Raw genomic sequence first — 23,971 nt, 5'->3', positions numbered from 1 at the left:
ATGGGCGCTCGCGAGGCCCTGTCCGCGCGAGCGCTCAACCGCGCGCTCCTCGGACGCCAGTTGCTGCTCCGCCGAGCGGACCTCCCGGTGGTTCTCGCCGTCGAACGGCTGCTCGGCCTCAACGCGCAGGACCCGAACCTGCCGTACCTCGCGCTGTGGAACCGCCTGGAGGGCTTCACGATCGATGACCTGACGGCAGCGATCGAGAACCGCGAGCTGGTGCGCTCGACGCTGATGCGTGCGACGCAGCACCTGCTGTCGGTGCCGGACTTCCGGCTGATCCGTCCGCAGCTGGCGCCGCTGCTGCGGCGGGTGCAGCGCACCGCGTTCGGCCGCCGCGTCGCCGGCGCCGACCTCGACGCGCTCGTCACCGAGGCCCGCGACCTGCTCGCCGACGGCCGGACGCTCACCCGCCCCGAGCTCGGGCGGCTCCTCGCCCGCCGGTGGCCGGACGCCGACCCCGCCGCCCTCGGATGGTCGGTGCAGTACCTCGAACCCGTGGTGCATCCCGCGCCGAGCGGCACGTGGAACGTTCGCGGCGCGACGCCGTTCGCCCGCGCCGACTGGACGGGCGTCCACCGGGAACCGACGCTCCAGGACGCGTGCCTGCTGGTCAGGCGTTATCTGGCGGCATTCGGACCCGCGTCCGCGGCCGACGCCCGGACCTGGTCGGGTCTCGGCGGGCTCCGCGAGGTGTTCGACCGTCTGCGTCCCGAGTTGTGCGTGTTCGCCGACGCGTCCGGCAAGGAACTCTTCGACCTGCCGGACGCCCCACGCCCCGACGAGGACGTCCCGGCGCCGGTGCGCCTCCTGCCCGAGTTCGACGCGACCCTGCTCGCCCACGCCGACCGCACCAGGATCATGACCGCCGACGTCCGGCGCCGTGTCTGCGACGGCGCCGCCGTGGCCGCCACCGTCCTGGTCGACGGCACGGTCACCGGAACCTGGACGGCGAAGCGCACTCCCGACACCGTCACCCTGGCCGTACGCGCCTTCCGGCCGCTTTCGTCGGCAGGCCGCTCAGCGATCGAGGCAGAAGCCGAACGCCTGCTCGCCTTCACCCACCCAGGCACCCGTTACGACATCCAACTGACGCCTTACCAGTGACCGTTGACGCGGGGGCTCAGCCCCTGGCTCACGGTCACTCCAGCCACGTCCCGTCGCGCATGATGACTCTGCCGCGCAGTTCCGGCTCGCCGCGCCAAGCGCGCACGGTCTTCGGCACCACGCGCACATACAGAAAGGGTTCCTCCTCCGCCCGCGGGTCCCACCCGAACTTGGCGGCGAAGGCCTCCGCCGCGTCTTCGGGCACATTCCGGTCCGGAAAGCACTCGGCCTCGCCCTGGAGAAGCACGACGTCGAAGGTGTCCGGCAGCGCCAGGCGCACGCGCGGCTCCTCGCGGACGTTCCGGGCAGTCGCGGAAGCGGCCCCGGTGCACATCCACACCGCTCGCCCGTCCCACGAGAACCACAGCGGCACCTGGTGGGGGCCGTGATCAGGATGAGCCGTCGCCACCCACACATCCCGCTCGTTGACCAGCCGTTCCAGGGTGTCGCGCTTACGCTCCGCCGTCTGGCGACGAACAATGCCCGTGGGTCGCATGAGCGCCGACCCTAGCCAGCAGACCGGTAGCGCGCATGAGGCGAGGGACCTACGCCCGACGACCGATGCCCCCTCAGCCTCCGACTCGGAGGCGGGCTACCAGGGTCGCTCGGCACCGCTGATCATTCGCCAGTCGGATGATCTCTGAATTGGCAGGGAATTTACCCGATCAAGGCTTTATCGATGGCCGGATGCCGTCATGTTGAGGATGTTCCAGGCATTCAGCCCCTTCACCCCGAGTAGCACGGATGCCCGCCGCGGGCGTCATATCGATAAGTGGCCTGGTGGATTGGTTGGGGGGCGTCTCTGCGGGAAGTCGTGCACGCATGGAGATACCGCGGACGCTGGTGCTGACCGGGCACTTTCCACCGGAGCCCGGCGGCGTTCAGACGTTCACGTGGGAGCTGGTCCGGCGGCTGCCCGTGGACCGGGTGGTCGTCGTGGCGCCCGCGTGGCCGGGGTCCGCGGAGTTCGACGCGGCCCTCGCGTTCCCCGTCGTCCGGCGGCACGGGTATCTGCTGTTCCGCGGGCTGCGGCGGCTCGTCGTCCGGCACCGGGTCGAGGCCGGGTGGATCACGGCGGCGGCGCCGTTCGGGATGTACGCGCCGCTGGTGCGGGCGGCCGGGGTGCGGTGGCTGGTCGGGTCCGCCCACGGGCAGGAGCTGGGGTGGTTCCGGGCGCCGCCGACGCGGGTGGCGCTCCGGGCGGCGGCGCGGTCGTTCGACGTCCTCACCCATCTCAGCGCGACCACGCTGCCGGAGCTCCAGGCCGCGGTCGGCGACCGGACGCGGCTGGCGCGGCTCGCCGGGGCCGTCGACACCGTGCGGTTCCGTCCGGGGCTGGACGGGTCGGCGGTGCGCCGCCGGCACGGGCTCGGGAACGGGCCGGTGGTGCTGAGCGTCGCGCGGCTCGTCCGCCGCAAGGGCCACGACATGCTGATCCGCGCGTGGGCCGACGTGGTGCGGCGCCGTCCGGACGCCCGGCTGGTGATCGTCGGGGACGGTCCGATGCGGCGCAGGCTCGTCGAGCTGGCGGACCGGGAGGTGCCGGGGACGGTCACGGTGACCGGGCCCGTCTCCGCGGCGGAGCTGCCGCGCTACTACGCCGCCGCCGACGTGTTCGCGCTGCCGTGCCGCGACGACCGGGCGGGGCTCCAGACCGAGGGGCTGGGCCTGTCGGTGCTGGAGGCGTCGGCGTCGGGGCTGCCGGTGGTCGTGGGGCGGTCCGGCGGCAGCCCCGAGTCCCTGATCAACGGCCGGACGGGCGTGCTGGTCGACGCCGCCGGCCCGGACGAGATCGCCCTCGCCCTGCACCGCCTGCTCGGCTCCCCCGAGCGCGCCGCCGCGATGGGGGCCGCCGGACGGCGGTGGACGTGCGAGCGGTGGAGCTGGGACGCCGCCGCGGCCCGGCTCGCCGGCCTGCTGAAGGACTCCGCCCCCGAAGCGCCGCCGAAGCACGACACACCGGGGATGGAGCCCGCATGGGACTCAGGGAGCAGCTGAACAAGCGCGACTTCCGGCGGCTCATCGTCGGTCAGACGGTCTCCTCGTTCGGCGACTGGATGGGCACCCTGGCGCTGATGTACTTCGTGCTGCTGCTCAGCGACTCCACGACGGCGGTCGGCGGCGTGCTGGTGCTGCGGCTGCTCCCGTCCGCGCTGGGCGCGCCGGTGGCGGCGCGGGTGGTGACGCGCTGGCGGCGGCGCAGCGTCATGATGTGGGCGACCCTCGTCCAGACGGGCATGGCGCTGGCGCTGCCGATCGTGCCGTGGCTGGGGTGGGTGTACTTCTGGGCCTTCATGATCGAGGTGGCGGGGCTGATCTTCCTGCCGGCCCGGGACGCGTCGATCCCGTTCCTCATCGAGGACGAGGAGAACCGGCACGACACGGGCACGCTGGAGATCGCCAACGGCATCACGATGGCCACCTCGTACGGGATGATCCCGGTGGGCGCCGGCGCGTTCGGCCTGATCCTGCTGTTCTCGGAGAACATCGGCCTGCACGGCAACTGGCGCTACGCGGTGGTGTTCTGGCTGGACGCCCTGACGTACCTGATCTGCTACCTCGCCATCCGCTCGATCCCCGACCTCGGTCCGGGGCCCGCCGAGCGGCGGGAGATGGAGCGCACCGAGCAGGAGACGTCGTCCCGCGGCCTGCTCTCGGGCCTGCGCCTGCCCGTGGTGCGCGGCGTCCTGCCGGGGGTGGCGGTGGTGTCGCTCGGGCTGGGGGCGCTGTTCTCGCTGGGCGTGGTGTTCGTGCGGAACGTCCTGACCGCGGGCCCGGTGGGGTTCGGGACGCTCGTGGTGCTGTTCGGCGTGGGCGCGCTCGTCGGGCTGCTGATCATCCACCGCAAGGTGCGGAACCTGTCGGTGCAGATCCGGGCCGGGACGGCCGTGCAGGGTGTGGTGATCTTCCTCATGGCCCTGCTGGGGACGGTGACCTGGGCGTTCATCGGAGCCGTGCTGTTCGGCGCGGCGGCGACCAGTGCGCTGGTGGGCGGGATCACCTACCTCCAGGAGGCGCTCAGCGGGGCCAACCGGAACCTGGCCCTCACGGCCTTCCACGCCGTTCTGCGCTTCGGCCTGGCGCTGGCCGCGCTGCTGGCCGGGGCCGCGGCCGACCTCCTGAGGAAGGCCGGCGCGGCCCCGCTCGGCCTGTCGCCGTCGCAGTTCGTGCTGGCGATGTCCGGGCTGGTCGTGCTGTTCGGGGCGTCCCTGATCCGCGTCCCCGGCGGCAATGGCCTCTCAGCTAAGTGACCGGGACGGGGCCGGGCTTCTTCTCCTGTTCCATCGCGGACGCCTCGCCGCGGCTGTTGGCGGCGCGGAGGGCGACGACGGCCGCGGCGACCAGGAAGAGCGAGCTGGCCAGCAGCGCGCGGGAGAACCCGCCGGTGAGCGCCTCGGGCACGGGCCTGCGGTCGGCCAGCAGGTCGTTCGTGCGGGCGGTGGCGACCGCCGAGAAGATCGCCAGGCCGAGCGCGCCGCCGATCTGCTGGGACGCGTTGAGCAGCGCCGCCGCCAGCCCTGCCTTGTCCGGCGGGACGTTGGCGTTGGCCGCTGTGGTGACGGCCACGAACGTGAAGCCGAGCCCGAACGAGGTCACCATCAGGCCGGGCAGCAGGTCGGCGAGGTAGTGGCCGTCCACCGGGACGCGCGACAGCAGGTAGATGCCCGCGGCCGCGAGCAGCAGCCCGAAGATCATCACCGGCCGCGTCCCGGCGCGCGCGATCAGCGGGGCGGACGCGCCCGCCGCGACGCCCACGCCCGCGCAGAGCGGCAGGTAGGCCGAGCCGGTCTCCAGCGGCGAGTAGCCGAGGACGTTCACCATGTAGAGGCTCAGGAAGAAGAACATCGACAGGAACCCGGCGACCGCGACGAGCTGGGTGACGTCCGCGGCGGCCAGCCCCCGGATCCGGAAGATCGACAGCGGCAGCAGCGGGTTCCGGCCGCGCTGCTCGGTGACCAGGAAGGCCAGCAGGACCGCGGCGGAACCGGCGAGGCCGCCGATCGTGCGGCCCGCGTCCCAGCCCACCTCCGGGGCCTTGACCAGGGTGAACACCAGCAGCAGCATCCCGCCGGTGACGAGGACCGTGCCGAGCGCGTCGAAGCCCGCGAGCCGGGCGCCGCGCCGGTCGCCCTCGACCAGCAGGAACAGCCCGGCGATGACGAGGACGCAGACCGGGACGTTCACGAGCATCACCCAGCGCCAGCCGGGCCCGTCGGTGAGCAGCCCGCCGAACAGGACCCCTGCGGCGGAGGCGCCGCCGCCGACGCCGCCCCACACGCCGAGCGCCTTGGCGCGGTCGCCGCCCTCCTTGAAGGTGGTCGTCAGGATCGACAGCGTGCCGGGCAGCATCAGCGCGGCGCCGACGCCCTGCGCGAGCCGCGCGGCGACGAGCGTCCCGGGCGAGGCGGCGAGCCCGCCCGCGATCGAGGACAGCGAGAACAGCACGGTGCCCGCGACCACGATCCGGCGGCGTCCGAGCAGGTCGGCGAGCCGGCCGCCGAGGAGCATGAAGCCGCCGTAGGTCAGCAGGTAGCCGGACGGGACCCACTGCAGGTCCTGGACGGAGAAGCCCAGGTCGGCGCGGATCGCGGGCAGCGCCACGTTGACGATCGAGGCGTCGATGAAGTCCAGGAACGCGATGGCGCACAGCAGGGTCAGGGTGAGCTTGCCGCGTCCCGTCGCGAGGAGGGACGGAGGGGATTCGGTCATGCGGGCCTCCGGTCGATGGGCCCGCGCCGGTGACCTTCGGCGCGGGACGCTCGGGGGCTCGTTCGCTCCCCCGGGTCGGTTCGGTTCGCGTTCCATGAGCGGATCGGAGGGCGGGAGTGTGACGCGGCGGCCCGGGAATGTGGGTCAGGTCACAATCGGGTAGCGGATGTCACACTCGGGGGGCCGGCCGCGCTCAGAGGGGTGAGCGCAGAGGAGGTCGAGCCATGTCCGAAGGCACAGCCGCCGACATCGCGACGGAGGTGTTCGCCGGGCACCGGGAGCTGCTGTTCTCGGTGGTCTACAACATGCTCGGGAGCGTCGCCGACACCGAGGACGTCCTGCAGGACGCCTGGCTCGCGTGGGCGTCCCGCAGCGCCGCCGACGCCCCCGGGGAGATCGAGAACCCGCGCGCCTACCTGGTGCGGATCGCGGTCAACACGGCGCTGTCGCGGCAGGCCGCGATCAGGCGCCGCCGCGAGACGTACGTGGGGCCGTGGCTGCCCGAGCCGCTGGTGACCCGCGACGACGTGGACGAGTCCGCCGAGCGCACCGAGGCGGTCTCGATGGCGCTCCTGGTCGTCCTGGAGACGCTCACACCGCTGGAGCGGGCGGTGTTCGTCCTGCACGAGGTGTTCGGCTACGCGCACACCGAGATAGCGCAGATCCTGGAGCGCAGCCCATCGGCGGTCCGCCAGCTCGCGCACCGCGCCCGGGAGCACGTGCACGCCCGCCGCCCCCGCTACCAGGCCGACCCGAAGGTGCAGCGGAAGGCGACCGAGCGGTTCCTCCAGGCCGCCCTCGGCGGCGACCTCGACGCACTGATGGACATCCTCGCCCCCGACGTGACGCTGTGGACGGACGGCGGCGGCAAGTCCAGGGGCGTGGCGGCCCTGCGCCCCATCCAGGGAGCCGACCGGGTGGCGCGCGTCATCGCCGGGACGACCAGCCGCGCGCCCCTGGAGCTGGACATCTGCTACCGCACCGTCAACGGCGACCCGTCAGCGGTGCTGTTCGACAAGAACGCCCCGTTCGCCGTCATGGTCCTCGACCTGGACCCGGACGGCTACCACGTCCGCGGCGTCTACGCGGTCACCAACCCCGAAAAACTGACCCACATCGAGGAGAACGAGGAGATCGAGGACGAGGACTGAACTCGCGGCTCACGGGCGGCCCCGCGCCTCACCGTTCGGTGGTCGTCTCAGGGGGTGGCGCCGGAATGGGGCAGGACGCACATGGCGTCTAGGCCGAGGACGCGGTTGAGGCGGCCGAAGGCCAGCCAGGAGCCTATGCACATGCTCAGCTCCACGATCTCGGCCTGGGTGTAGTGGGCGGCCATGCGGGTCCAGAAGTCCTCGTCCAGGCCGTGGTGGTCGAGGATGTACCGCTCGGCGTATTCGGCGGCCAGGCGGGTGCGGTCGTCGAAGGCGTCGGTGGTGCGCCACTCGGCCACGGCGTCGGCGAACCCCTCCTCGACCTTCTGCCCGTCGCGCTCCGTCCGCCAGTCGAGGCAGAACAGGCAGCCGTTGAGCTGGGCGACGCGCAGCCGGGCGGCCTCGAACTCGCGGAGCCCGAGGGTGGTGTGCGCGTAGACGGCGAGGGAGAGGTTCGAGGCGGCGGGGCCGATGCCCGGCACCATCTCGCCCCACACGTACTGGATCGGGTCCTTGCCATCGGGGATCTCGATGTTCACGGGCCTGCCCTTCTGCTGACGCCTCTCATGGCGCCGTCCTGCCGAGTTTGCCCACGGCGGGACGGACGGGAACGTCGAGCGCGTCGTAGAGCCCCGGTTCGGCGTCCACGAGCCAGTCGATCGCGTTCACCAGGCGGCCGGCGGCGGTGGCGTTCCCGCCGGCGGCGCGGTTGCCGTGCTCGTCGGTGGCCTCGACGGTGACCTCGATGCGCGGGACGCCCTCGATGACCACGCGGTGCGCGCCGTCGCCGTCCGGAGGCACGGGCCAGTCGGGCGCGCAGGACGGGTGGATGCGCGTGACGTGCTCGACGACGATGCGGGGCTCGCCGCCCACGATGCCCTGGACCTCGAACCGCACCGCGCCCTGCGTCCCCTTCTCGAACTCGCCCATGGACACGGTGGTGATCGTGGCGTCGAGCGGGCGCCGGTCGACGGTCTCGCGGATCTCGTCCAGCTCGACGCCGAGAGCGCGGGCCATCAGCCTGACCTGGCCGCCCCACACCATGGTCGGGACGGTCGCGGCGAGCATCGGCGGCTCGTAGTCCATCGGCTGCCCCATGCCGACCAGGTACCGGACGGAGTCGGGCTGGTCGTAGGTGGAGTAGTCGAAGATCTCCTGGCAGCGGACGACGTCGATCGTGCCGCCGAGGCCGCTGACCAGCAGCGGCAGGACGTCGTTGCCCCACCCCGGGTCGACGCCGGAGGCGAACAGGGAGCCGCCGCCCTCGGCGATCGCATCCAGCACCGCCGCGCGCATCTCGGGCGGCGCGTTGCGCTGGTCGTAGAGGGCGTACAGGGCGGGTGTGACGACGACGGCCCCGGCGCGGATCGCCTTGAGGACGTCGGCGAGCGCGTCGTCCGGGCGGATGTCGCCGGACGCCGCGTACACGACGGCCTGCGGACGGTCGGCGAGCACGGCTTCGACGTCGGCGGTCGCCGCGACGCCCAGGTCGCGGCCGAGGCCGGCGAGGTCGCCCGCGTCCCGTCCGACCTTGCCGGGATCGTGGACGATCACGCCGCTCAGCCGGAGCGCCGGATTCGCCTCGACGGCCCGCACGGCCAGCCGTCCCATGTTGCCGGTACCCCAGACGACCACGGAGATCATGCGCGGAATGTACCAGGACCAAGCAAGCACTTGGTAGCCACATGTGGACACGTAAATCTTTCCCCCAGCTCGTGACGCGGCCCCTAAATCCATATAGAACACGTTCTAATCTCACGAGTGAGGGAGGTCACATGAGTGACACCACCCCGTCCCTTCGCGTGTCCCGTCGCGGTTTCATCGTTGGAACCGGTTCTATGGTCGGGCTGGGCCTGCTCGGCCGGACCGGAGCCGCGGCGGCCCCGGCCCCCGCGCCGATCGCCAACGGCGCCCGCGTACCCGTCCTCGTCATCGGCACCGGCTACGGCGGCTCGGTCGCCGCGCTGCGCCTCGCCCAGGCGGGCGTCGACGTCCACATGGTCGAGATGGGCATGACCTGGGACACCCCGGGTTCGGACGGCAAGATCTTCTCGGGCATGAAGTCGCCGGACTACCGCGCCTACTGGCTCCGGACGCGGACCCTGCAGCCCATCAGCAACTTCCTCGGCTTCCCGATCGACAAGGACGTCCCCAAGTACACCGGGATCCTGGACGCCGAGGACTTCGGCGGCATCCTCGTCTACCAGGGCCGCGGCGTCGGCGGCGGCTCCCTCGTCAACGGCGGGATGGCGGTCACGCCGAAGCGCTCGCGCTTCAGCGCCATCCTCCCCTCGGTGAACGCCGACGAGATGTACAACGTCTACTACCCGCGCGCCAACTCCGGGCTCGGCGTCAACGAGATCGACCGGGCCTGGTTCGACACGACCGACTGCTACCAGTACGCCCGGGTCGGACGGAAGCACGCCGAGCGCTCGGGGTTCGAGTTCGTCTACGTCCCGAACGTCTACGACTTCAACTACATGAAGCAGGAGGCGGCGAACGCCGTCCCGAGGTCGGCGCTGAACACCGAGATCCTCTACGGCAACAACTACGGCAAGAAGTCACTCCAGAAGACCTACCTGGCGCAGGCCAAGGCCACCGGCCGGGTCGCCATCTCGGCCCAGCACAGGGTCACGTCGGTGTCCCCCGCGTCCGGCGGCGGATACACGGTCGCCATCGAGCAGATCGACACCACCGGCAACGTCGTGGCGACCAAGACGGTGACCGCCGACCGGGTGTTCTTCGCCGCCGGCAGCGTCGGCACCAGCAAGCTGCTGGTCAAGCTCAAGGCGACCGGCGCGCTGCCCAACCTGAACGGCGAGGTCGGCAAGGGCTGGGGCGACAACGGCAACGTCATGGTCGGCCGCGCCAACCACATGTGGGACCCGACCGGCAGCCTCCAGTCGTCCATGCCCACGGGCGGCATCGACAACTGGGACGCCGGCGGCGCGTTCGCCGAGGTCGCGCCGCTGCCCACCGGCATCGAGACGTACGCCTCGTTCTACCTGTCGATCACCAACACTCCGCACCGGGCCGAGTTCTCGTGGAACGCCTCCGCCGGACGCGTCGACCTCAACTGGCAGAAGTCCTGGAAGCAGTCCAGCATCGACATGGCCAAGACGATCTTCGACAAGATCAACAGCAAGGAGGGGACGATCTACCGGACCGACCTCTTCGGCACCTACAAGATCTGGGGCGACCACCTCACCTACCACCCGCTCGGCGGCGCCGTCCTGAACAAGGCCACCGACAACTACGGCCGCCTGCACGGCCACCCCGGCCTCTACGCGATCGACGGCTCGCTCATCCCGGGCAACACCAGCGTGAACCCGTTCGTCACCATCACCGCCCTCGCCGAGCGGAACATCGAGAAGATCATCGCCACCGACCTGTGATCCACCGGGATCCGGCCACGGGCGCGTGTGGCCGGACCCCTTCCACGGGCGCACGGCTCTACGGGCAGGCGGGGAACAGCCGCCGCGTCCCCGTGCCGGCCGCGTAGGCGGCGGGATCGCTGAACCGGCAGCCGAAGTCCGGACGCGCCACCACCGACGGCCTCGTGACCACGTCCCCGGCGGGCCGCACTCCCCGGTCGATCCAGCGGACGAGATCGTCCCAGGCCGCGCCCGCCTCACCGCCTGAGAACTCGCAGTGCTGGGCCGTGCGGACGGCACGCTGGACGAGCAGCCTCGACCGGTGGTTCCGCGCGACCTCCTTCGCGTAGATCTGCTCCATGGAGAACGGGACGAACAGGTCCCCCAGCCCGTGCAGGCTCAGGACCGGGACGTCCGGACGCCCGTTGATGCGCGGAACCTGGGACAGCCGGTTCGACAGCCGCGCCGGCAGGTTCTGGACCCGCACCCGCTGGACCGTCCTGTTCACGTCGACCGGGCTGTTCGGCTCGTACCGGGTGAACAGGTTCGTCCCCAGCTGCCCCGGCTCCTCGGCCAGGGTCGCGTCCGGCTTGGGAGGCTCGGCCAGCGTGAACGGGAAGTCCTTCCAGACCGCGAACGAGTTCACAGCGCCGGGACGCTCCCCGCCCGTCCGGTTGACGACGATCGAGCGGAACTGCTTCCCGCGCTCGTTAGTGGTGTCCGGCCCGCCCGGCTGCAGCCCGGTCAGCCCGAGCGCCGCCTCGATCTTCGGGACGGTCACCGTCGCGTACTGCTCGGTGACCGGGTACTCGCGGACGCCGGACAGGGCCTGGGCGACGAGGTTGTAGTCGAGGAAGTAGTCGAACAGCTCGTCGTCGCCGAGCACCCCGCACATGGGAAGCGCGCCGTCGTAATACCCGGGGAACTGCTCCAGCGAGCGTCCGATGATGTGCCCGCCCATGGAGACCCCGGCGATGATGCGCTGCTTGGGCCGCCCCACCTTCGCGGCGAAAAGCTCGGCCACGTCGCGAGTGCTCAACACGCCCGCGCGAACGTCGTACCCGTTGTCGTAGTAGGACGACGCGGCCCACGCGTACCCCTGGTCAAGGAGCCGTTGCCGCAGGCCGAACGAGGGCGGCCCCACCGTGAGCACCTTCCCCTGCCCGGCATAGCCGTGCGCCCAGAGCGCCAGCTTGCCGTTCCACTGCGGCGGCACCTCGATGTCGTAGGCCGCATGCCGGTGGACGCCCTGGATCACCCGCGACGGCTCCCCGTGCACCTGGACGGGCGCGAGCGGCGGATTGACGATCGTGTACCCGGGGAGCGGCTGGTCGCCGGGAACCCGGTCGGCACGGGCCGCACCAGCCGGAACGAGCGCGGAGAGCACCAGCGCGGAGAGAACGGCGAGGGGACGAATGCGCATGAAGCGCATTACATACCGTCCGGTCGGTCAATGGAATGACGAGACCGCATCCGGCCCCTCGTGCTCGTCGCGCGGACGGGCGGCAGCGCCATCCGGTCTTCCGCGTAGCCCGCCGTCTAGAAGCCCAAGAGGCGCGCTCCGACGCCGGGCGACCTCCGGCGCGATCAGGCCCCCGGATTCGCATAGCGGTCGGCCGTGGCCCGTACCCGCAGGGACGGGCCACGACCGAAAGGGTCAGCGAGACGGTCCGGTGGAGGTGTCACCGGAGGCGCGCCGCTTGTTCTCCAGTTCGGTGACGTTGCCGCTCTTACGAGCCGTCCCGGAACGCGTTCTGCGTACGGTGCCACCGCGGTCGCGGGTGGCGCGCATGACGTCGACCATGGCGGTGGGCCCCCTCCATCCTCGATCCTTGGCGTAGGCACGGGCGTCCCGGCGCAGCTTGACAACCGCCTCGGAACCTCCGCGCGGTATCCACGAGCGAGTGGCGGCCCTGGTGACTCGGCGCCGTTCGCGGCCCTCGTCACGCGCGATCCGATATTCGGTGCGGTGCTGGAGCCAGGTTGGCAGGGCGGGTTGGAGCAGCGCGGCGACGGCTCCGAAGAGCGCCACAACGGCGACGCAGCCCGCGACCCACCGGGCCAATGCCGGGTCGCCGGTCGCCTCGAACACCGCCACGGCGGCGGCAGCGGGGGTGCCGGCCGCGAGTGCGACCAGGCTGCACCCCTGTTTCCAGGTCACCGCCGCCTCGCCTCCCCGCTCTGCGCCGCGGTGCGGCACGGACCGGCATCGGACATGCTCCCCAACAAAGCGGCGGAGTAGGTATCAACCTGTGCGGCTTTGCCGTACGGTGGAACCACAATGTGCTCAGGTATGGGTAGTGCCGAGTCTTTCCCGGCACCAACGCTCCTGTGATGCATTAAAACCACCCCAGGGCTCTCCTCTAGTGAAATCGGGACGGGTCTTGCGGGGTGAGGGCCGTCAACCTACCGGTGAGCTGCGCCAACAACCGGCGGTAGGGATGACGGCCCTCGGCTTATCCGGGCTTTCCGCTTTTCGCTTCCCGGACAAGATCTATAAGAAAAGGGCCACGGCCGGGTCCGTCTCCTAGTTGCCCTTACAGGAAATGCCGTGAGCCCCATCTGGACTGATCACGAAGTGCCGCTTATCGATACCTCCTGGCCCACCCGCTCCCCGAACCGCGTTCTGCCCGGACCGCGTTCGGTCAACTGGCTCCGCAGCGTCTGCTACCCCGGCGAGGACAGCGTGACAGGACCGGAAGAGTCGCGTTTCCGCACTAGGCAACGACTCTACTCCTCCACGGCCCCAAAGTTGCGCACACGTTGCCCCTTGCCGCCGATGTCGCCCATATCACTACTAAGAGTGAGCAAACGATCATGATTAGTGTTTTCGATCATGCGTGCGAATCATGCAAAACTGCTCATTACGTGGCGAGTCGGACGCTTTACATGCGACGGTCAGACGTCAAGCGATGGCTCGTCATCGAGATACCCGTGAGTACGGTCGCATTCCAGCGCGACGCCGTCGACAACTACCGGCAGTAGTAAGCACTCCGACAGGAGCGAAGAGCATCTACGTTCCTTGATAAGGCTTTACAAAGTATATTCCGTCACCGACAGTGACGATCTATGACTGCAACATCATGCTGATGCGGAGGTGTGCCGGAGGTGACGCAGCGACGTATCCATAGCGCCCGCTCTGGCTTGGGTTGCGGAGGAGGCAGCAGAGCCGCCTGCTGTTCCCAGTTGTCGGCGTATCGTGGAGGATCTCTTCGAGCCGCTCGCTCAGCATCCGGTAGCGGCCGGGATCCCGGCCCCGGTTGACCTCGATGCAGCCGGGACGGGATCGCCTCGGCCTCCGCGACCAGCCGGTCCCGGGCCTTGATCAGGGCCTCGCGGTAGCGGATCGTCGCCCCCTGCCGTTGGCGACGATTTGCGCCTTGAACCCGCCGAACAGCACCCCGGCGACGTAGTGGCGCAGCATGTGCCGGGCCTTGGCTTCGATCAGCTCCTCGGCTTCGAGGACGTCGCCCCGGGTGGCGTACCGGCGCTGGAGCGCCTCGCGCTCCTGCTCGCTCTACTCGGCGAACATCTCTCGAAGACCTCGTCGAGGTCGCGGACGGCGCCCTTGACGGTGTTGCCCTCGTAGAAGATCCGCACGACCGCGCCGTCCGCCTCAGCGTCGGCGAGCGGGTAGCGGTCGATGACCGGGCCGAAGATCTGGCTGGTCCGCTTCTTCTTGCCCATGATGATCGGCGTACCGGTGAAGCCGATTCGTGCGCAGTTGGGCAGCGCTTCGAAGAGGTTCGTGTCCAGCCGCGAGCCGTGCGACCGGTGCGCCTCGTCGTTCAGGATGACGACCGACTCGTCGGCGTTTCAGCTCGCCGAGCGAGGGCGCCGTCTCGCTCGGCCCCCGTCGGACTTCCGGGCGGCCACGTCCTGTTGCTTCAGGATCATCACGGCGACGATGCCCGGCCCGTGCTCCGAGAGGAGCCGCTTGGCCTTCTTGACGCTTGCGGCCTCCTGGATCTCCTCGCCGGTCATCAGCGTCCTGGAGAGTTGCCTTTGCAGCTGCGTCCGGTCGGTGACCAGGACGACCTTGGCGGCGGCCAGCCCCTCGATCGACCGCATCCGCGACGAAGACCTCCTGACCCTCCGTCCCAATGCGGCCTCGGCCGACTCCCGACCAGGCCAACGCGGACGGCAACGCCGCCGCCCGAACCCGCCGAGCCAAGCCCACCGCAGACCGCAAAAAGCCCCCCACCGGCACGTCCTGACCTCAAGCGCGGTTGCCGTGGTGGCTGGGGGGCAGCGTCAGGCGGCGTTGGTGGGCCGGTCGGTGACGGGAAGCCTCATGGTGTGGTCGCCGAAGTCGGCCACCAGGTCGAGGTGTCCTCCGAGTGCCTCGACGTATCGGGCGATGACCTCGATGGAGGTGACCTCACCGTGTTCGATCTGGGAGATGCGGGCGACGCTCACGCCCATGCCAGCGGCGAGGTCCTTCTGGCCGAGGCCAGCGTGCTTGCGGGCTTCGGCGAGCTGGTGTCCGCGCGTCTCGGCGAGGAGCCTGCGTGCTCCGGACTCGATCTCGGAAGGGGAGACGCCGGCGGCGTGCAGTTCTTGTTCCAGGGTTTCCCAGTCCTGCGGAGTGCGCTTGGGCACGGTCACTCCTCCTCTTGGGTGGTGTGGTCGATGTAGAGCTGTTCGGCCAGTGGGATCTTGTCGCGGTACCACCGCTCCCAGTTGCCCGCCTTGTCGCCGCCGAGCAGAAGGAGCGCTGATCGTGTCGGGTCGAATGCGAAGATTATCCTTATCTCGGATCGGCCGCGGGAACCGGGTCGTAGCTCCTTGAGGTGGTGCAGGTTGCTGCCTTTGAGGCGGTCGACCAGGGGTCTGCCCAAGGTCGGGCCCTCTTCCCGTAGTGCCGCCACGGCCTGGGCGACCTGCGTGGCAGAGCCGAGATCCTCTTTGATCAAGGTACGGAACCACGTCGCGTACTCCTCGGTCACTTTCACGGCCCAGGTCAACGACGGTCCTCCTTCGAAACTTAAGGATAGCCTTAACCTAGTCTCCTGCCTCCTCCCACGAGTGCTGACAGGCGAACTGGGCTGGGGCGGCCTCCGGCGGGTCTCAGGATCAGCAGAGAGGCCCATCGGCGCGAGGCCCGCACTGATGCCGCTAGTCGTGTTCCAGCACCACGGCGGCCAGCCGGTTCTGCTCCGTCACGCACCGACCGCGCCCGACGATCACGCCACGGTCACGTGATGGTCAACGCCGGCCGGTGGGCTGGGATACCTTCTCGTCCGAGCCGGGCCAGGCCCCGCGGGCGCTGATCTCGAGCATCAGGGCGGCGATGTTCCAGGCGTCGTCGGCACCGCTGTGGTGACGGCCCTCGAGGGGAAGGCCGACGTGCTCCAGCGCCGCACTCATCCCGGGCTTCCTGCGGAGGTTGAAGCAGTGGGTGAAGGCCTGCTTGGCGTTGGTGTGCCGCGAGCCGAACGGGTAGGAGACGCCTCCGTCCGAGCACTGGCGCTCGAACTGCCTGCGGTCGTAGTCGCCCCAACTCACCCAAGCACGGGACCGCGACCGGTGCTCCCGTTCCAGGAGGGCGCACGCCTCCCTGAATTCGAGCCCGCCCTCGACTTCGGCCGAGGTCAGCCCGGTCAACTCAGTACAGAACGCACTTACCGCCGAGCGGGCAGGGCGGACCAGAATGCGGTGCTTGGCCACCCGCTTCCGCGCCTCCACGTCCACCACGCAGAGCCCGATCTCGATGATCTCGCTGACCTCCCCGGGCGGCGGACGTCCCTCCCAACAGGTCGCTTCCACATCAATGACATTGAGAAACTGCCCAAAATTTTCCATAGCCAAGCAACGCTACCGACGAACTCCCGGCCTGGCGACTCGTTTATGGACGCCCACCTGAATTGCGAGGAGGTATGGAGACCGGAAAACGCGGATCTCCGTCCGGACGGTGAGGGAGGCGGTTCGTCGCGGGACCGGAGCGTGGGGTCACATCGTGTACACCTGGCCGGTCTGGCGGCCCTCGATCGAGCGGATGTAGGCGTCGGCGGCGACGGCGACCGGGACGGGCTGGAAACCGGCGAACAGGTCGCCGTAGACGTCCATCGACTCGGCGAAGACGGTGGGGCTCACGGCGTTGATCCGCTGGCGGTGCGGAAGTTCGATCGCGGCGGCTCGGACGAACGCCTCGACGGCGCCGTTCACCGTGGACGCCACCGAGCCGGTGACGACCGGGTCACGAGTGAGGACGCCGGTGATGAGAGTGAACGAGGCCTCCCCGCCCATGAGCATGCTGCCTTGACGGACGAGTTCGATCTGGCTGAGCGCCTTGCCGGTGAGGCCGTCTCGCATGTCCTGGGCGCTCAGCTCGGTGAAGGGCTTCCACGGAACGCTGCCCGCGGTGTTCGCCACGGCGTCGACCCGGCCCGCCCGTTCGTACATCGACCGGATGGAGTCCGGGTCGGTGATGTCGACGGAGATGTCGGAGCCCGAGCGCGAGGCGGTGACGATCTGGTGGTCACGCTTCCGCAAGGCGCTGTGGACGGCGCTTCCGAGGGTGCCGTTCGCGCCGATGAGCAGGATCTTCATGGAGGGATGATCGTTCGTCACGGTCCCGAAGTCCAGCCATAAAGGTCGTCCCAAACGGGGAGGGCATGCCGCACCGCGGGATCGGACGTACGGTCAGAGAAGCGTGACCTTGGGTTGGAGCCGCAGGTACTCGCCGTACCGTCTGGCGGCCTGGTCGAGGGCTTCGAGCTGCGGACGTGTCAGCGCCCGGTAAGGCCGCAGGTCGAACCGCACATGGTCGCGGCCGACGGTGCGTCGCATGGAGGCGGAGAGCTGGGCGTCGACCAGGGCCATCCCGATCGCGGCCTCCCGGGTGCGCGGCACGTCGCCGGCGGCGTCCAGCACCCAGCGGGAGTCCTGGTAGCCGCGGTACGTCTCGTCGAGGATCTGCAAGAGGTGGCCCCCGGGATCCTGCGGTCCGTCGGGAACGTCTCCGGGCGCGTGCCAGAAAGTGCGCCCGTCGTGCTGGAACGAGTCGAGCCGATCACGCACCTGGTGCAGGCCGGCACGCACGTCGGTGAGGGTGAGCGTCGCCCAGTAGGCGAGGTCCCGTTCGGTCGCCGGGCCATGCCCGGTGAAGTACCGCAGCGCGAGTTCGGTCAGGGCCTCGGTCCGGTCGAGGCGCCGTGGTGCCGGCACGCGCTCGGACATGAGCGCGTAGGTGTGTTCGCCCTCGACGGGTCGCCCGCTGCAGATCAGGCCGTCCAGCTCGGCGTGGGCCAGCAGGATGACCGGCATCTGCCCGCCGCCCTGGACACCGCGCTCGCGCAACTCCTCAGCCAACTGCTTGCGCGTGAGATGGCCACGGCTCGCCAACGCCTCCATGAGGGCGGCGACCGCCCGGTCGATGGCACGTTCGTCGAGGCCGTGGGTATCGCGCAGCTGCCGGCCGGTGACTTGGCGGACACGAGGACCGGTCAGGTCGAGCAGCCAGCCGACGTCCTCGGCTCGCACGAAGTGCCACGTCGGGCGCAGCACATGCGTGCGCACGATGGCGCCGTCGTCGAGGAGGGTCGCCAGATCGGCCTGGTCGGGGTTCCGTGTGCGGGAGGCCACGGCCCAAGCCGCCTGGCTGGAGTTCTCCGCCTGGACGGCCAGCAGTGATCCCACCGCCTCACCCGCCGACCCGGCGTGGGGCCAGACCAGGTGCTGAGAGCGCAACCGCCAACGAGCGATGTCGATGTCCCGCACCACGCCCCCATCTCCTGGACTCGAACCGGGAACAGCCTAGGCAGGCGCTCTGACATTCAGCCGGTCGGCGGACGTTCGTCAGCCCAAAGGCGCTCACGCCCCTTCCGCAGCGACCGTTGCGGAAGGGGCGCGGCTACGCGGTAATCCGTTGGGCACGGGGTGCGACCCGCCCGAACTTCGAGGGTCGGCGGGGCGCACCCCGGCGCTCAGTTGTAGAAGGTCGCGCTGTGGATGTCCACCGGGTTGGCGGTGTCGCCGGTGGCCACGCCGTAGACGGCCAAGAAGGCCGAGCCGGTCGAGACCAGGCCGGTGTAGTCACCGAGCATCCGACCGGAACTCGTCGACGGCACCGTCCGCGCGTCGAAGGGGCCCTCGACGTGCCGCTCGCGCCACGATCCGGACTTCGTGCATTCCTGCGCGCAGGTCACGGCCCAGAAGTCGGTGGGCAGGCCGGCGGCGGACGTGTTCTTCCGGAAGTCGTAGTACGTGACCGCCACGGTGCCGCCGGGGGATACCGCGATCGCCGGTACCACGGCCGAACCGGAGGGCGTCTTGTCCACGCGAACCGGGCTGGACCAGGTCTTCCCGCCGTCGTTGGACTCCGCGTACTGGACGTGGAAGGTGCCGTCGGCGTCCTGGCTCTGCCAGACGATGTTCGCCGTCTTGCCGCCCGGCCGGGCCGCCAGCAGCGGCAGCGAGGCGTTGCGCACGGGGTCACCCGAGTTGTCGGGGTCGGGGACCTTGGTGCCCACGGCCATCGGAGCCGCCACGTTCAGCGTCGGCGCCGACCAGGTGTCGCCGCCGTCGGTCGAGCGGATGACCTGCGTGGCGGCGGTGGTGTCGGTCTCCTGGTGCATGCCCATCAGCAGCGTCCCGTCGGCCAGCGGCACCAGCTCGGTACCGATGACGCCGCTGTTGGTCGGGAAGTCGTACACCTTCTTCGTGGTCCAGGTACGCCCGTCGTCGGTCGACTTCGCCATGTAGATCGGCTGTACCCAGCTCTGCGTCGTGTCGGTCGACCGGGTCTCGACCCGGTCCCACACCGCGTAGACCACGCCCGGGTGGTACGGATCGGCCGTGATCGCGGGGCGGTCGTTGAAGAACTGCGGATCGTCGTCGCGCTTCAGGGTCACCGGACGATCCCAGTGCATGCCGCCGTCACCGGACCGCGACACCAGGATCGCCGTCGTCTCGCCGGTACGCGACAGCGAGAACGACGCGGCCACCGCCGCACCGGACGGCGTGATCGTGACCCAGTGGTCCGTCGTGACGTCGTAGTCGCCGCCGTTGGCCGCGGTACCGCCGTCGCACCGGGAGAACGCGGGCTGCTCCGCCGACGGACGCCACGTCGCGCCATTGTCGTCGGACACGGCGGTGGCGGTTCCATTGCTCCCGTACCTGTTCCACCGGTCCTGCTGGTACACCGCGACCAGATGCGACGGCCGCTTCGGATCACGAGCCACCATGGGCTGAACCTCGGTGTTCGGGTTCAGCACATAACCGTCGCCTTCGGGCTGCCCACACCCCGAAGGCAGCGCACTTCTACCCGATATCCGCACCACACTGGCAGGGTCGGACGCGTCCGCGGAGGCGGATTGAACCGCGAAGTTCAAGGCGAACACGGTGGCCGCCATGGCCGCCATTAACGTCGAAGGTCGTTTCAACGGTGCCTTCCTCATCCTCGATCGGGGGTCTCCGCAGGACGCGGCCATGAACCGGACAACGCGCCCCAGCGGACGCCGGAACGGCACGACCGACGCTACAGTCCAAGATCGACTTCTATCCCGCGAACGAGGAAATCAAGATCATCTCCGACCTCTCCCCGACCGGTCGGCCCGCCGCGCCGGCCGCTCAGCGAGGAAGGTCGAGGGCGTCGCGCTTCACCCGGGCCAGCAGCCCGCCGAACGCCTCCCGCCCGAACACCAGCCGTTCCCCATCCGGATTCCTGGAGTCCCGCACCCACACCCGACCGCCCAGCTCCGCCAGCTCCACGCATGCATCGTCATTGCCGCCGCCGCTGTGGGAGCTCTTGCGCCAATTGCTCACTCGTACTTCCTCAGCATCCGATCCATCAGGGCTTGCGAGTCCGTTCGAGGCAGGGCAAGTGCCCCGATCTGGTCAAAACGTACTTCGAGTAGGGCTGACTCGTCACCGGCTTCGATCAACCGCCCGGCGACCTGCGCGACGGCGTAGGAAACGCCCCGACCATTGATCGTCATCACCTGGAAGTGCCCGTCGTGCCCTGGATGCCACCCCGAAGCGCGCGGGACGACGCGGACGCAGACGCGGTCGGTGTCCCCCAACTCGATGAGATGGTGCAACTGCTCCGCCATGACTTCGCAACCGCCCACGACGTTGTCGAGTACCTCTTGGTCGATGAGAATCCACAGGTAAGGCGGCTCCTTCCGCAGCAAAATCTCCTGGCGCTTCATCCGGGCCTGAGCTTCAGCCTCGGCTTCATCGGCACGACCCGCGGCTTTGAGGAGAGCCTGCGCATATGCCTTGGTCTGCGCCAAGGCCGGGACGGTCTTGCCGTGGTACATCTTGATGACGTCGGCCGCCTCCTCGTACTGGAGGTACTGCTTGAACCAGTCGGGGTCGTGCCCACCGCACGCGAACATGTGCAGCCGCTCGAAGTGACCGCCCGTGTTCCACGCCTGGTCAAGACGCTTCATGTATGTATCGCGCGGTCGCAGGCGTCCCGCTTCCCAGTTGGATACGGTCGCGCGGGTCACGTGAACGATCATGGCGGTCTGGGCGAGTGAGAGACCACGCTGCGTACGGTAAAACCACAGGTCAAAGGCCAACCAGGCCCACAGCGAAGACGCGGGGTCGATCGACTCTCGAACGCTCATCGCTCCCCCATAGGTGTATCGCGCCATTCCGCAATCACTTCACGTTAAGACGGAACCACCCAGAGTGAGAGCACAATCCGCCGACTCGGGATGGCTCTCAATGGACGATCTTCAAATCACCAGCTCGGCGCATGGTGTGCCGGAGGTGCGACTGACCCTGCTCGCCGTGCCGTCGAGCGTCGTGCTGGCCCGGGAGCTCGTCCGGTACACGTTGACGAACTGGGGATTCGGCCGCGACCTGATCAACGACTCGGCGCTCGTCATGAGCGAGATCGTCACCAATGCCGTGGACGCGGCCTGCGGGCGGCAGATCCGCCTCCGCTGCGCCTTGCAGGACGGAACGCCGCTTCTGGAGTGTTGGGACCCCTCCCCCGAGCTCCCGTCCCCGCGCCCGCTGTCCCTCACGGCCGAGAACGGGCGCGGGCTGGCCATCGTCTCCGCCTACGTGAAAGAGACCGGCACCCGCCCCTCCGCCACCGGCGAAGGAAAGGTCGTCTGGGCCCTCATGCCGACCTGACCCCTCGCCCGTACCTCGGCCTCCGCCCGGGTCATCGGCGGATCGCGCCGTAGAGCGAGCCTGCGAGCAGCGTGATGCCCGACAGGACGCCGCTGACGAAAGGGATCCATTCCACGGACGACACCGCGGCCATGATCATGCCCGCTGCCCCGAGACCGGTCAGCACGACCCCCGGCACCGCGATGGAGCCCCTCTTCCACACCCGCGCCAGCACGACGAAATGCAGGCCGACGATCAACGCGATCCAGGCGACGTTGATCTCCTGGGGCGCGTCCAGCGCCCGTAGCGCGGCGATCCCGCCGAAGATCAGCGCGAACTCCGCGGCCACCACGAGCCCGAACCGCGGCCCGAACCACCCTGGCCGCGCGTCGCCGCGTCCCGTCCCCCCGCGCCGGTCGCCACGGAAGCCGGTCACCACCACCGCGAGCAGGCACAGCACCGCCAGGATCCGCACCGCGATTCCGGCGGGCTCCGGGAGGGGGTCTCCTGCGTTGGCGAGCACGAAAGCCGTTCCGAAGCCGGAACCGATCAACAAACCGAGCAGTTGTGGTGACACGCGGATGATCTTATGGCCGACGGCCTGGTCCGCCGCGCCGGCCGGAAGGCCACGGCGCCTCCCCGCAGCATGCGGGGAGAGCGGGGCGGTTTTTATTCGATGGAGGCGGCAGGGGTGTGCCGCGTAGCGTGAGCGGCATGGCACGAGGCATCTGGTCGCAGAAGGTCCGCAGCGCCCGCTGACGGCGGCGCCTTCCCCCTTTCTGAATCCGCGCTCGCCGTTCCGGATCCCGCCGGGCGGCGGTCTGCTGCTGCCCGGCTCCATCGCGAGCTGCGGAGCACCCTTTGAGCCTCATTCCGATTCCCGAGAACATGTCCCTGCCCGTTCCGGCGGGCGAAAGCGCACACATACGCGCCGAGAACGTCGCGGTCACACGCGGGTCGCGGCGCATCCTCCACGACGTGTCGGTCACCGTGTCGGCCAGGTCCCGGATCGCCGTCGTCGGGGAGAACGGCCGCGGCAAGACGACGCTGCTGCACGTTCTTGCCGGGTTGATCCAGCCCGACGAGGGCACCGTGCACCGCGCGGGCACGATCGGCCTGGCCCGCCAGGAGCTCGCGGCGCGCGACGGTGAGACCGTCGGAAACCCTGACGTCCGCTGCGGTGGCCGCCCCGCTCGCGGCCCTCGCCGCGCTGGACGAGGCGACCACGGCCGTGACCGCCGGTGATCCGTCCGCCGACGACCGCTATGCCGCGGCTCTGGAGGCCGCCACCCGGCTCGACGCGTGGGACGCCGAACGCCGTGTCGACGTCGCCCTCGACGCCCTCGGCGCGTGCACGGACCGCGACCGCCGCTTGGCGACGCTGTCGGTCGGGCAGCGCTACCGGGTGCGGCTGGCATGCCTGCTCGCCGCCCGGCACGACGTGCTGCTGCTCGACGAGCCGACCAACCACCTCGACGCCGGCGGGCTGGACTTCCTGACCCGCCGCCTACGCGAGCACGAGGGCGGCCTCGCCGTCGTCAGCCACGACCGGGCGCTGCTGCGCGACGTCGCCGACCGGTTCCTCGACCTCGACCCCAGCCGCGACGGCAAGCCGCGCCTCTACGCCGGCGGCTATGACGCGTGGCAGGACGCCCGGCGGAGCGAGCGTGAGCGCTGGGAGCAGGACTACGAGCAGCAGCAGGCCGAGCACCGGCGGCTGCAGGACGCGGTGTCCAAGGCTCGCGACCGGCTGTCCACCGGTTGGCGGCCGGACAAGGGCACTGGCAAGCACCAGCGCCAGTCCCGTGCGCCCGGCGTCGTCCAGGCTCTGAACCGGCGGCAGGACGCCCTTGAGACGCACCTCATCGACGTGCCGGAGCCGCCGCCGACCCTGCGGTGGCCCGACCTGGGGATCCGGTCGCGAGCACCGCAGTTGCGGGCGCACAGCGTCACCGTCGAGGGACGGTTGGCCGGTCCGGTCGACCTCACCCTGGACGGCGGCGACCGGCTGCTCGTCACCGGCCCCAACGGCGCCGGGAAGTCCACGCTGCTCGCGGTGCTGGCCGGTTCTCTCCCGCCCACCCGCGGACGCCTCTGGACGGCGAACGGCACCCGTGTCGTCCTGATCACGCAGGAGACCGTCGAGCACGTCCCGGAGCTCACCGCCCGGGAGGTGTACGACCAGCACGTGGGGCGGCTGGTGGCCCGACGGGCGCTGCGCGACGCCGACATCGTCCCGCTCGGGTCGCTCGGGCTCCTGGACTCGGCCGCGATGCGCACGCCGACCGCGCGGATGTCGCAGGGCCAGCAGCGGCGCCTCGACCTGGCGCTCGCGCTGGCCGGGCGGCCCGGCCTGGTCCTTCTCGACGAGCCGACCAACCACCTGTCGTCGGCGCTGGTCGACGAGCTGACCGGCGCGATCCGCGCCACCGGCGCCACCGTCGTCGTCGCCACCCACGACCGGCAACTGCTGAGGGACCTCGCCGACTGGCCTCGTCTGGAGATCGGACGGTCGGAAGGCTGATGAGGACGGGGCCCGGCCGGGCCCCGTCCTCA

21 protein-coding genes and 2 pseudogenes are annotated in these 23,971 nt (G+C 70.1%); 7 read left to right on the top strand and 16 right to left on the bottom strand.

Translation table 11 applies throughout. From position 1 onward, the window contains the following. Nucleotides 1–1,107 carry a winged helix DNA-binding domain-containing protein gene (locus tag ABWI07_RS12840; protein ID WP_353818634.1) on the top strand — a complete coding sequence of 369 codons (1,107 nt, stop codon included), beginning with the start codon at nucleotides 1–3 and terminating at the stop codon, nucleotides 1,105–1,107. A 34-nt stretch (nucleotides 1,108–1,141) separates the two neighbouring features. On the opposite strand, the gene ABWI07_RS12835 is transcribed toward ABWI07_RS12840, so the two are convergent. Further along, complete coding sequence (locus tag ABWI07_RS12835; RefSeq protein ID WP_353818633.1) at nucleotides 1,142–1,603, bottom strand: pyridoxamine 5'-phosphate oxidase family protein; 462 nt, start codon at nucleotides 1,601–1,603, stop codon at nucleotides 1,142–1,144. A gap of 326 nt (nucleotides 1,604–1,929) precedes the next feature. Between ABWI07_RS12835 and ABWI07_RS12830 the strand changes: the two genes are divergently transcribed. Further along, entirely contained in the window at nucleotides 1,930–3,105 is a 1,176-nt protein-coding gene (locus ABWI07_RS12830; RefSeq protein WP_200842297.1) for a glycosyltransferase family 4 protein, read from the top strand. Then, on the top strand, nucleotides 3,084–4,358 hold the full coding sequence (locus ABWI07_RS12825) for an MFS transporter (RefSeq protein ID WP_149263380.1): 1,275 nt from the start codon (nucleotides 3,084–3,086) through the stop codon (nucleotides 4,356–4,358). The genes ABWI07_RS12830 and ABWI07_RS12825 overlap by 22 nt, the downstream gene beginning before the upstream one ends. Here ABWI07_RS12825 and ABWI07_RS12820 read toward each other — a convergent pair. Further along, nucleotides 4,351–5,817, bottom strand: coding sequence for an MFS transporter (locus ABWI07_RS12820; RefSeq protein ID WP_149263379.1), 1,467 nt, complete (start codon nucleotides 5,815–5,817; stop codon nucleotides 4,351–4,353). The genes ABWI07_RS12825 and ABWI07_RS12820 overlap by 8 nt on opposite strands. Nucleotides 5,818–6,041: 224 nt before the next feature. Between ABWI07_RS12820 and sigJ the strand changes: the two genes are divergently transcribed. Then, nucleotides 6,042–6,968 (top strand): RNA polymerase sigma factor SigJ, encoded by a 927-nt coding sequence (gene sigJ, locus ABWI07_RS12815; RefSeq protein WP_149263378.1) that lies wholly within the window; start codon nucleotides 6,042–6,044, stop codon nucleotides 6,966–6,968. A 47-nt stretch (nucleotides 6,969–7,015) separates the two neighbouring features. Here sigJ and ABWI07_RS12810 read toward each other — a convergent pair whose 3' ends face one another. Together ABWI07_RS12810 and ABWI07_RS12805 are read right to left on the bottom strand one after the other, a co-directional pair. Next, nucleotides 7,016–7,507, bottom strand: a complete 492-nt coding sequence (locus tag ABWI07_RS12810; protein WP_353818632.1) for a carboxymuconolactone decarboxylase family protein — start codon at nucleotides 7,505–7,507, stop codon at nucleotides 7,016–7,018. A gap of 25 nt (nucleotides 7,508–7,532) precedes the next feature. After that, nucleotides 7,533–8,612 carry an NAD(P)H-dependent amine dehydrogenase family protein gene (locus ABWI07_RS12805; RefSeq protein WP_149263376.1) on the bottom strand — a complete coding sequence of 360 codons (1,080 nt, stop codon included), beginning with the start codon at nucleotides 8,610–8,612 and terminating at the stop codon, nucleotides 7,533–7,535. A gap of 131 nt (nucleotides 8,613–8,743) precedes the next feature. On the opposite strand from ABWI07_RS12805, the gene ABWI07_RS12800 reads away from it, so the two are divergent. Next, complete coding sequence (locus ABWI07_RS12800; protein ID WP_149263375.1) at nucleotides 8,744–10,363, top strand: GMC oxidoreductase; 1,620 nt, start codon at nucleotides 8,744–8,746, stop codon at nucleotides 10,361–10,363. Nucleotides 10,364–10,421: 58 nt separating this feature from the next. Here the strand turns inward: ABWI07_RS12800 and ABWI07_RS12795 are convergent, their stop codons facing one another. The 11 genes and pseudogenes from ABWI07_RS12795 to ABWI07_RS12745 all read right to left on the bottom strand — a co-directional run bounded on the left by ABWI07_RS12795 (nucleotide 10,422) and on the right by ABWI07_RS12745 (nucleotide 20,919). Beyond that, nucleotides 10,422–11,765, bottom strand: coding sequence for an alpha/beta hydrolase (locus tag ABWI07_RS12795; RefSeq protein WP_353818631.1), 1,344 nt, complete (start codon nucleotides 11,763–11,765; stop codon nucleotides 10,422–10,424). Nucleotides 11,766–11,999: 234 nt separating this feature from the next. Continuing rightward, nucleotides 12,000–12,503: a hypothetical protein gene (locus ABWI07_RS12790; protein ID WP_149263373.1), complete on the bottom strand. Its 504-nt coding sequence runs from the start codon at nucleotides 12,501–12,503 to the stop codon at nucleotides 12,000–12,002. A 1,283-nt stretch (nucleotides 12,504–13,786) separates the two neighbouring features. After that, a pseudogene (locus tag ABWI07_RS12785) lies at nucleotides 13,787–14,413 on the bottom strand (DEAD/DEAH box helicase family protein). Nucleotides 14,414–14,596: 183 nt separating this feature from the next. Continuing rightward, a complete protein-coding gene (locus ABWI07_RS12780; RefSeq protein WP_149263371.1) occupies nucleotides 14,597–14,944 on the bottom strand; it encodes a helix-turn-helix domain-containing protein in 348 nt (115 codons plus the stop codon). A 2-nt stretch (nucleotides 14,945–14,946) separates the two neighbouring features. Then, nucleotides 14,947–15,309, bottom strand: a complete 363-nt coding sequence (locus ABWI07_RS12775; protein ID WP_235037266.1) for a type II toxin-antitoxin system RelE/ParE family toxin — start codon at nucleotides 15,307–15,309, stop codon at nucleotides 14,947–14,949. Between the two features lie 241 nt (nucleotides 15,310–15,550). Next, nucleotides 15,551–16,111, bottom strand: a complete 561-nt coding sequence (locus ABWI07_RS12770) for a 3'-5' exonuclease (protein WP_353818630.1) — start codon at nucleotides 16,109–16,111, stop codon at nucleotides 15,551–15,553. 183 nt (nucleotides 16,112–16,294) lie between these two features. Beyond that, nucleotides 16,295–16,894, bottom strand: coding sequence for a short chain dehydrogenase (locus ABWI07_RS12765; protein ID WP_149263368.1), 600 nt, complete (start codon nucleotides 16,892–16,894; stop codon nucleotides 16,295–16,297). Between the two features lie 93 nt (nucleotides 16,895–16,987). After that, nucleotides 16,988–17,983 (bottom strand): winged helix DNA-binding domain-containing protein, encoded by a 996-nt coding sequence (locus ABWI07_RS12760; RefSeq protein WP_353818629.1) that lies wholly within the window; start codon nucleotides 17,981–17,983, stop codon nucleotides 16,988–16,990. A 287-nt stretch (nucleotides 17,984–18,270) separates the two neighbouring features. Next, complete coding sequence (locus tag ABWI07_RS12755; RefSeq protein WP_353818628.1) at nucleotides 18,271–19,530, bottom strand: sialidase family protein; 1,260 nt, start codon at nucleotides 19,528–19,530, stop codon at nucleotides 18,271–18,273. 385 nt (nucleotides 19,531–19,915) lie between these two features. After that, a complete protein-coding gene (locus tag ABWI07_RS12750; protein ID WP_353818627.1) occupies nucleotides 19,916–20,110 on the bottom strand; it encodes a DUF397 domain-containing protein in 195 nt (64 codons plus the stop codon). Beyond that, a complete protein-coding gene (locus ABWI07_RS12745; protein WP_353818626.1) occupies nucleotides 20,107–20,919 on the bottom strand; it encodes a helix-turn-helix domain-containing protein in 813 nt (270 codons plus the stop codon). Before ABWI07_RS12745 ends, ABWI07_RS12750 begins: the two co-directional genes overlap by 4 nt. A gap of 145 nt (nucleotides 20,920–21,064) precedes the next feature. On the opposite strand from ABWI07_RS12745, the gene ABWI07_RS12740 reads away from it, so the two are divergent. Next, the gene (locus ABWI07_RS12740) at nucleotides 21,065–21,436 is read left to right on the top strand and encodes an ATP-binding protein (RefSeq protein ID WP_160161250.1); all 372 of its coding nucleotides are present in this window, start codon (nucleotides 21,065–21,067) and stop codon (nucleotides 21,434–21,436) included. A gap of 31 nt (nucleotides 21,437–21,467) precedes the next feature. On the opposite strand, the gene ABWI07_RS12735 is transcribed toward ABWI07_RS12740, so the two are convergent. Then, nucleotides 21,468–21,992, bottom strand: a complete 525-nt coding sequence (locus ABWI07_RS12735) for a hypothetical protein (RefSeq protein WP_353818625.1) — start codon at nucleotides 21,990–21,992, stop codon at nucleotides 21,468–21,470. 311 nt (nucleotides 21,993–22,303) lie between these two features. Between ABWI07_RS12735 and ABWI07_RS12730 the strand changes: the two are divergent. Further along, nucleotides 22,304–23,939 (top strand): annotated as a pseudogene (locus tag ABWI07_RS12730) (ABC-F family ATP-binding cassette domain-containing protein). The last annotated feature ends 32 nt before the right edge of the window (nucleotides 23,940–23,971 follow it).

This window comes from Actinomadura sp. NPDC000600, from assembly GCF_040492135.1.
GTDB lineage: Bacteria > Actinomycetota > Actinomycetes > Streptosporangiales > Streptosporangiaceae > Spirillospora.
Note: the sequence above shows the minus strand (reverse complement) of the source record. Positions and strands in the feature narration are given on the sequence as shown.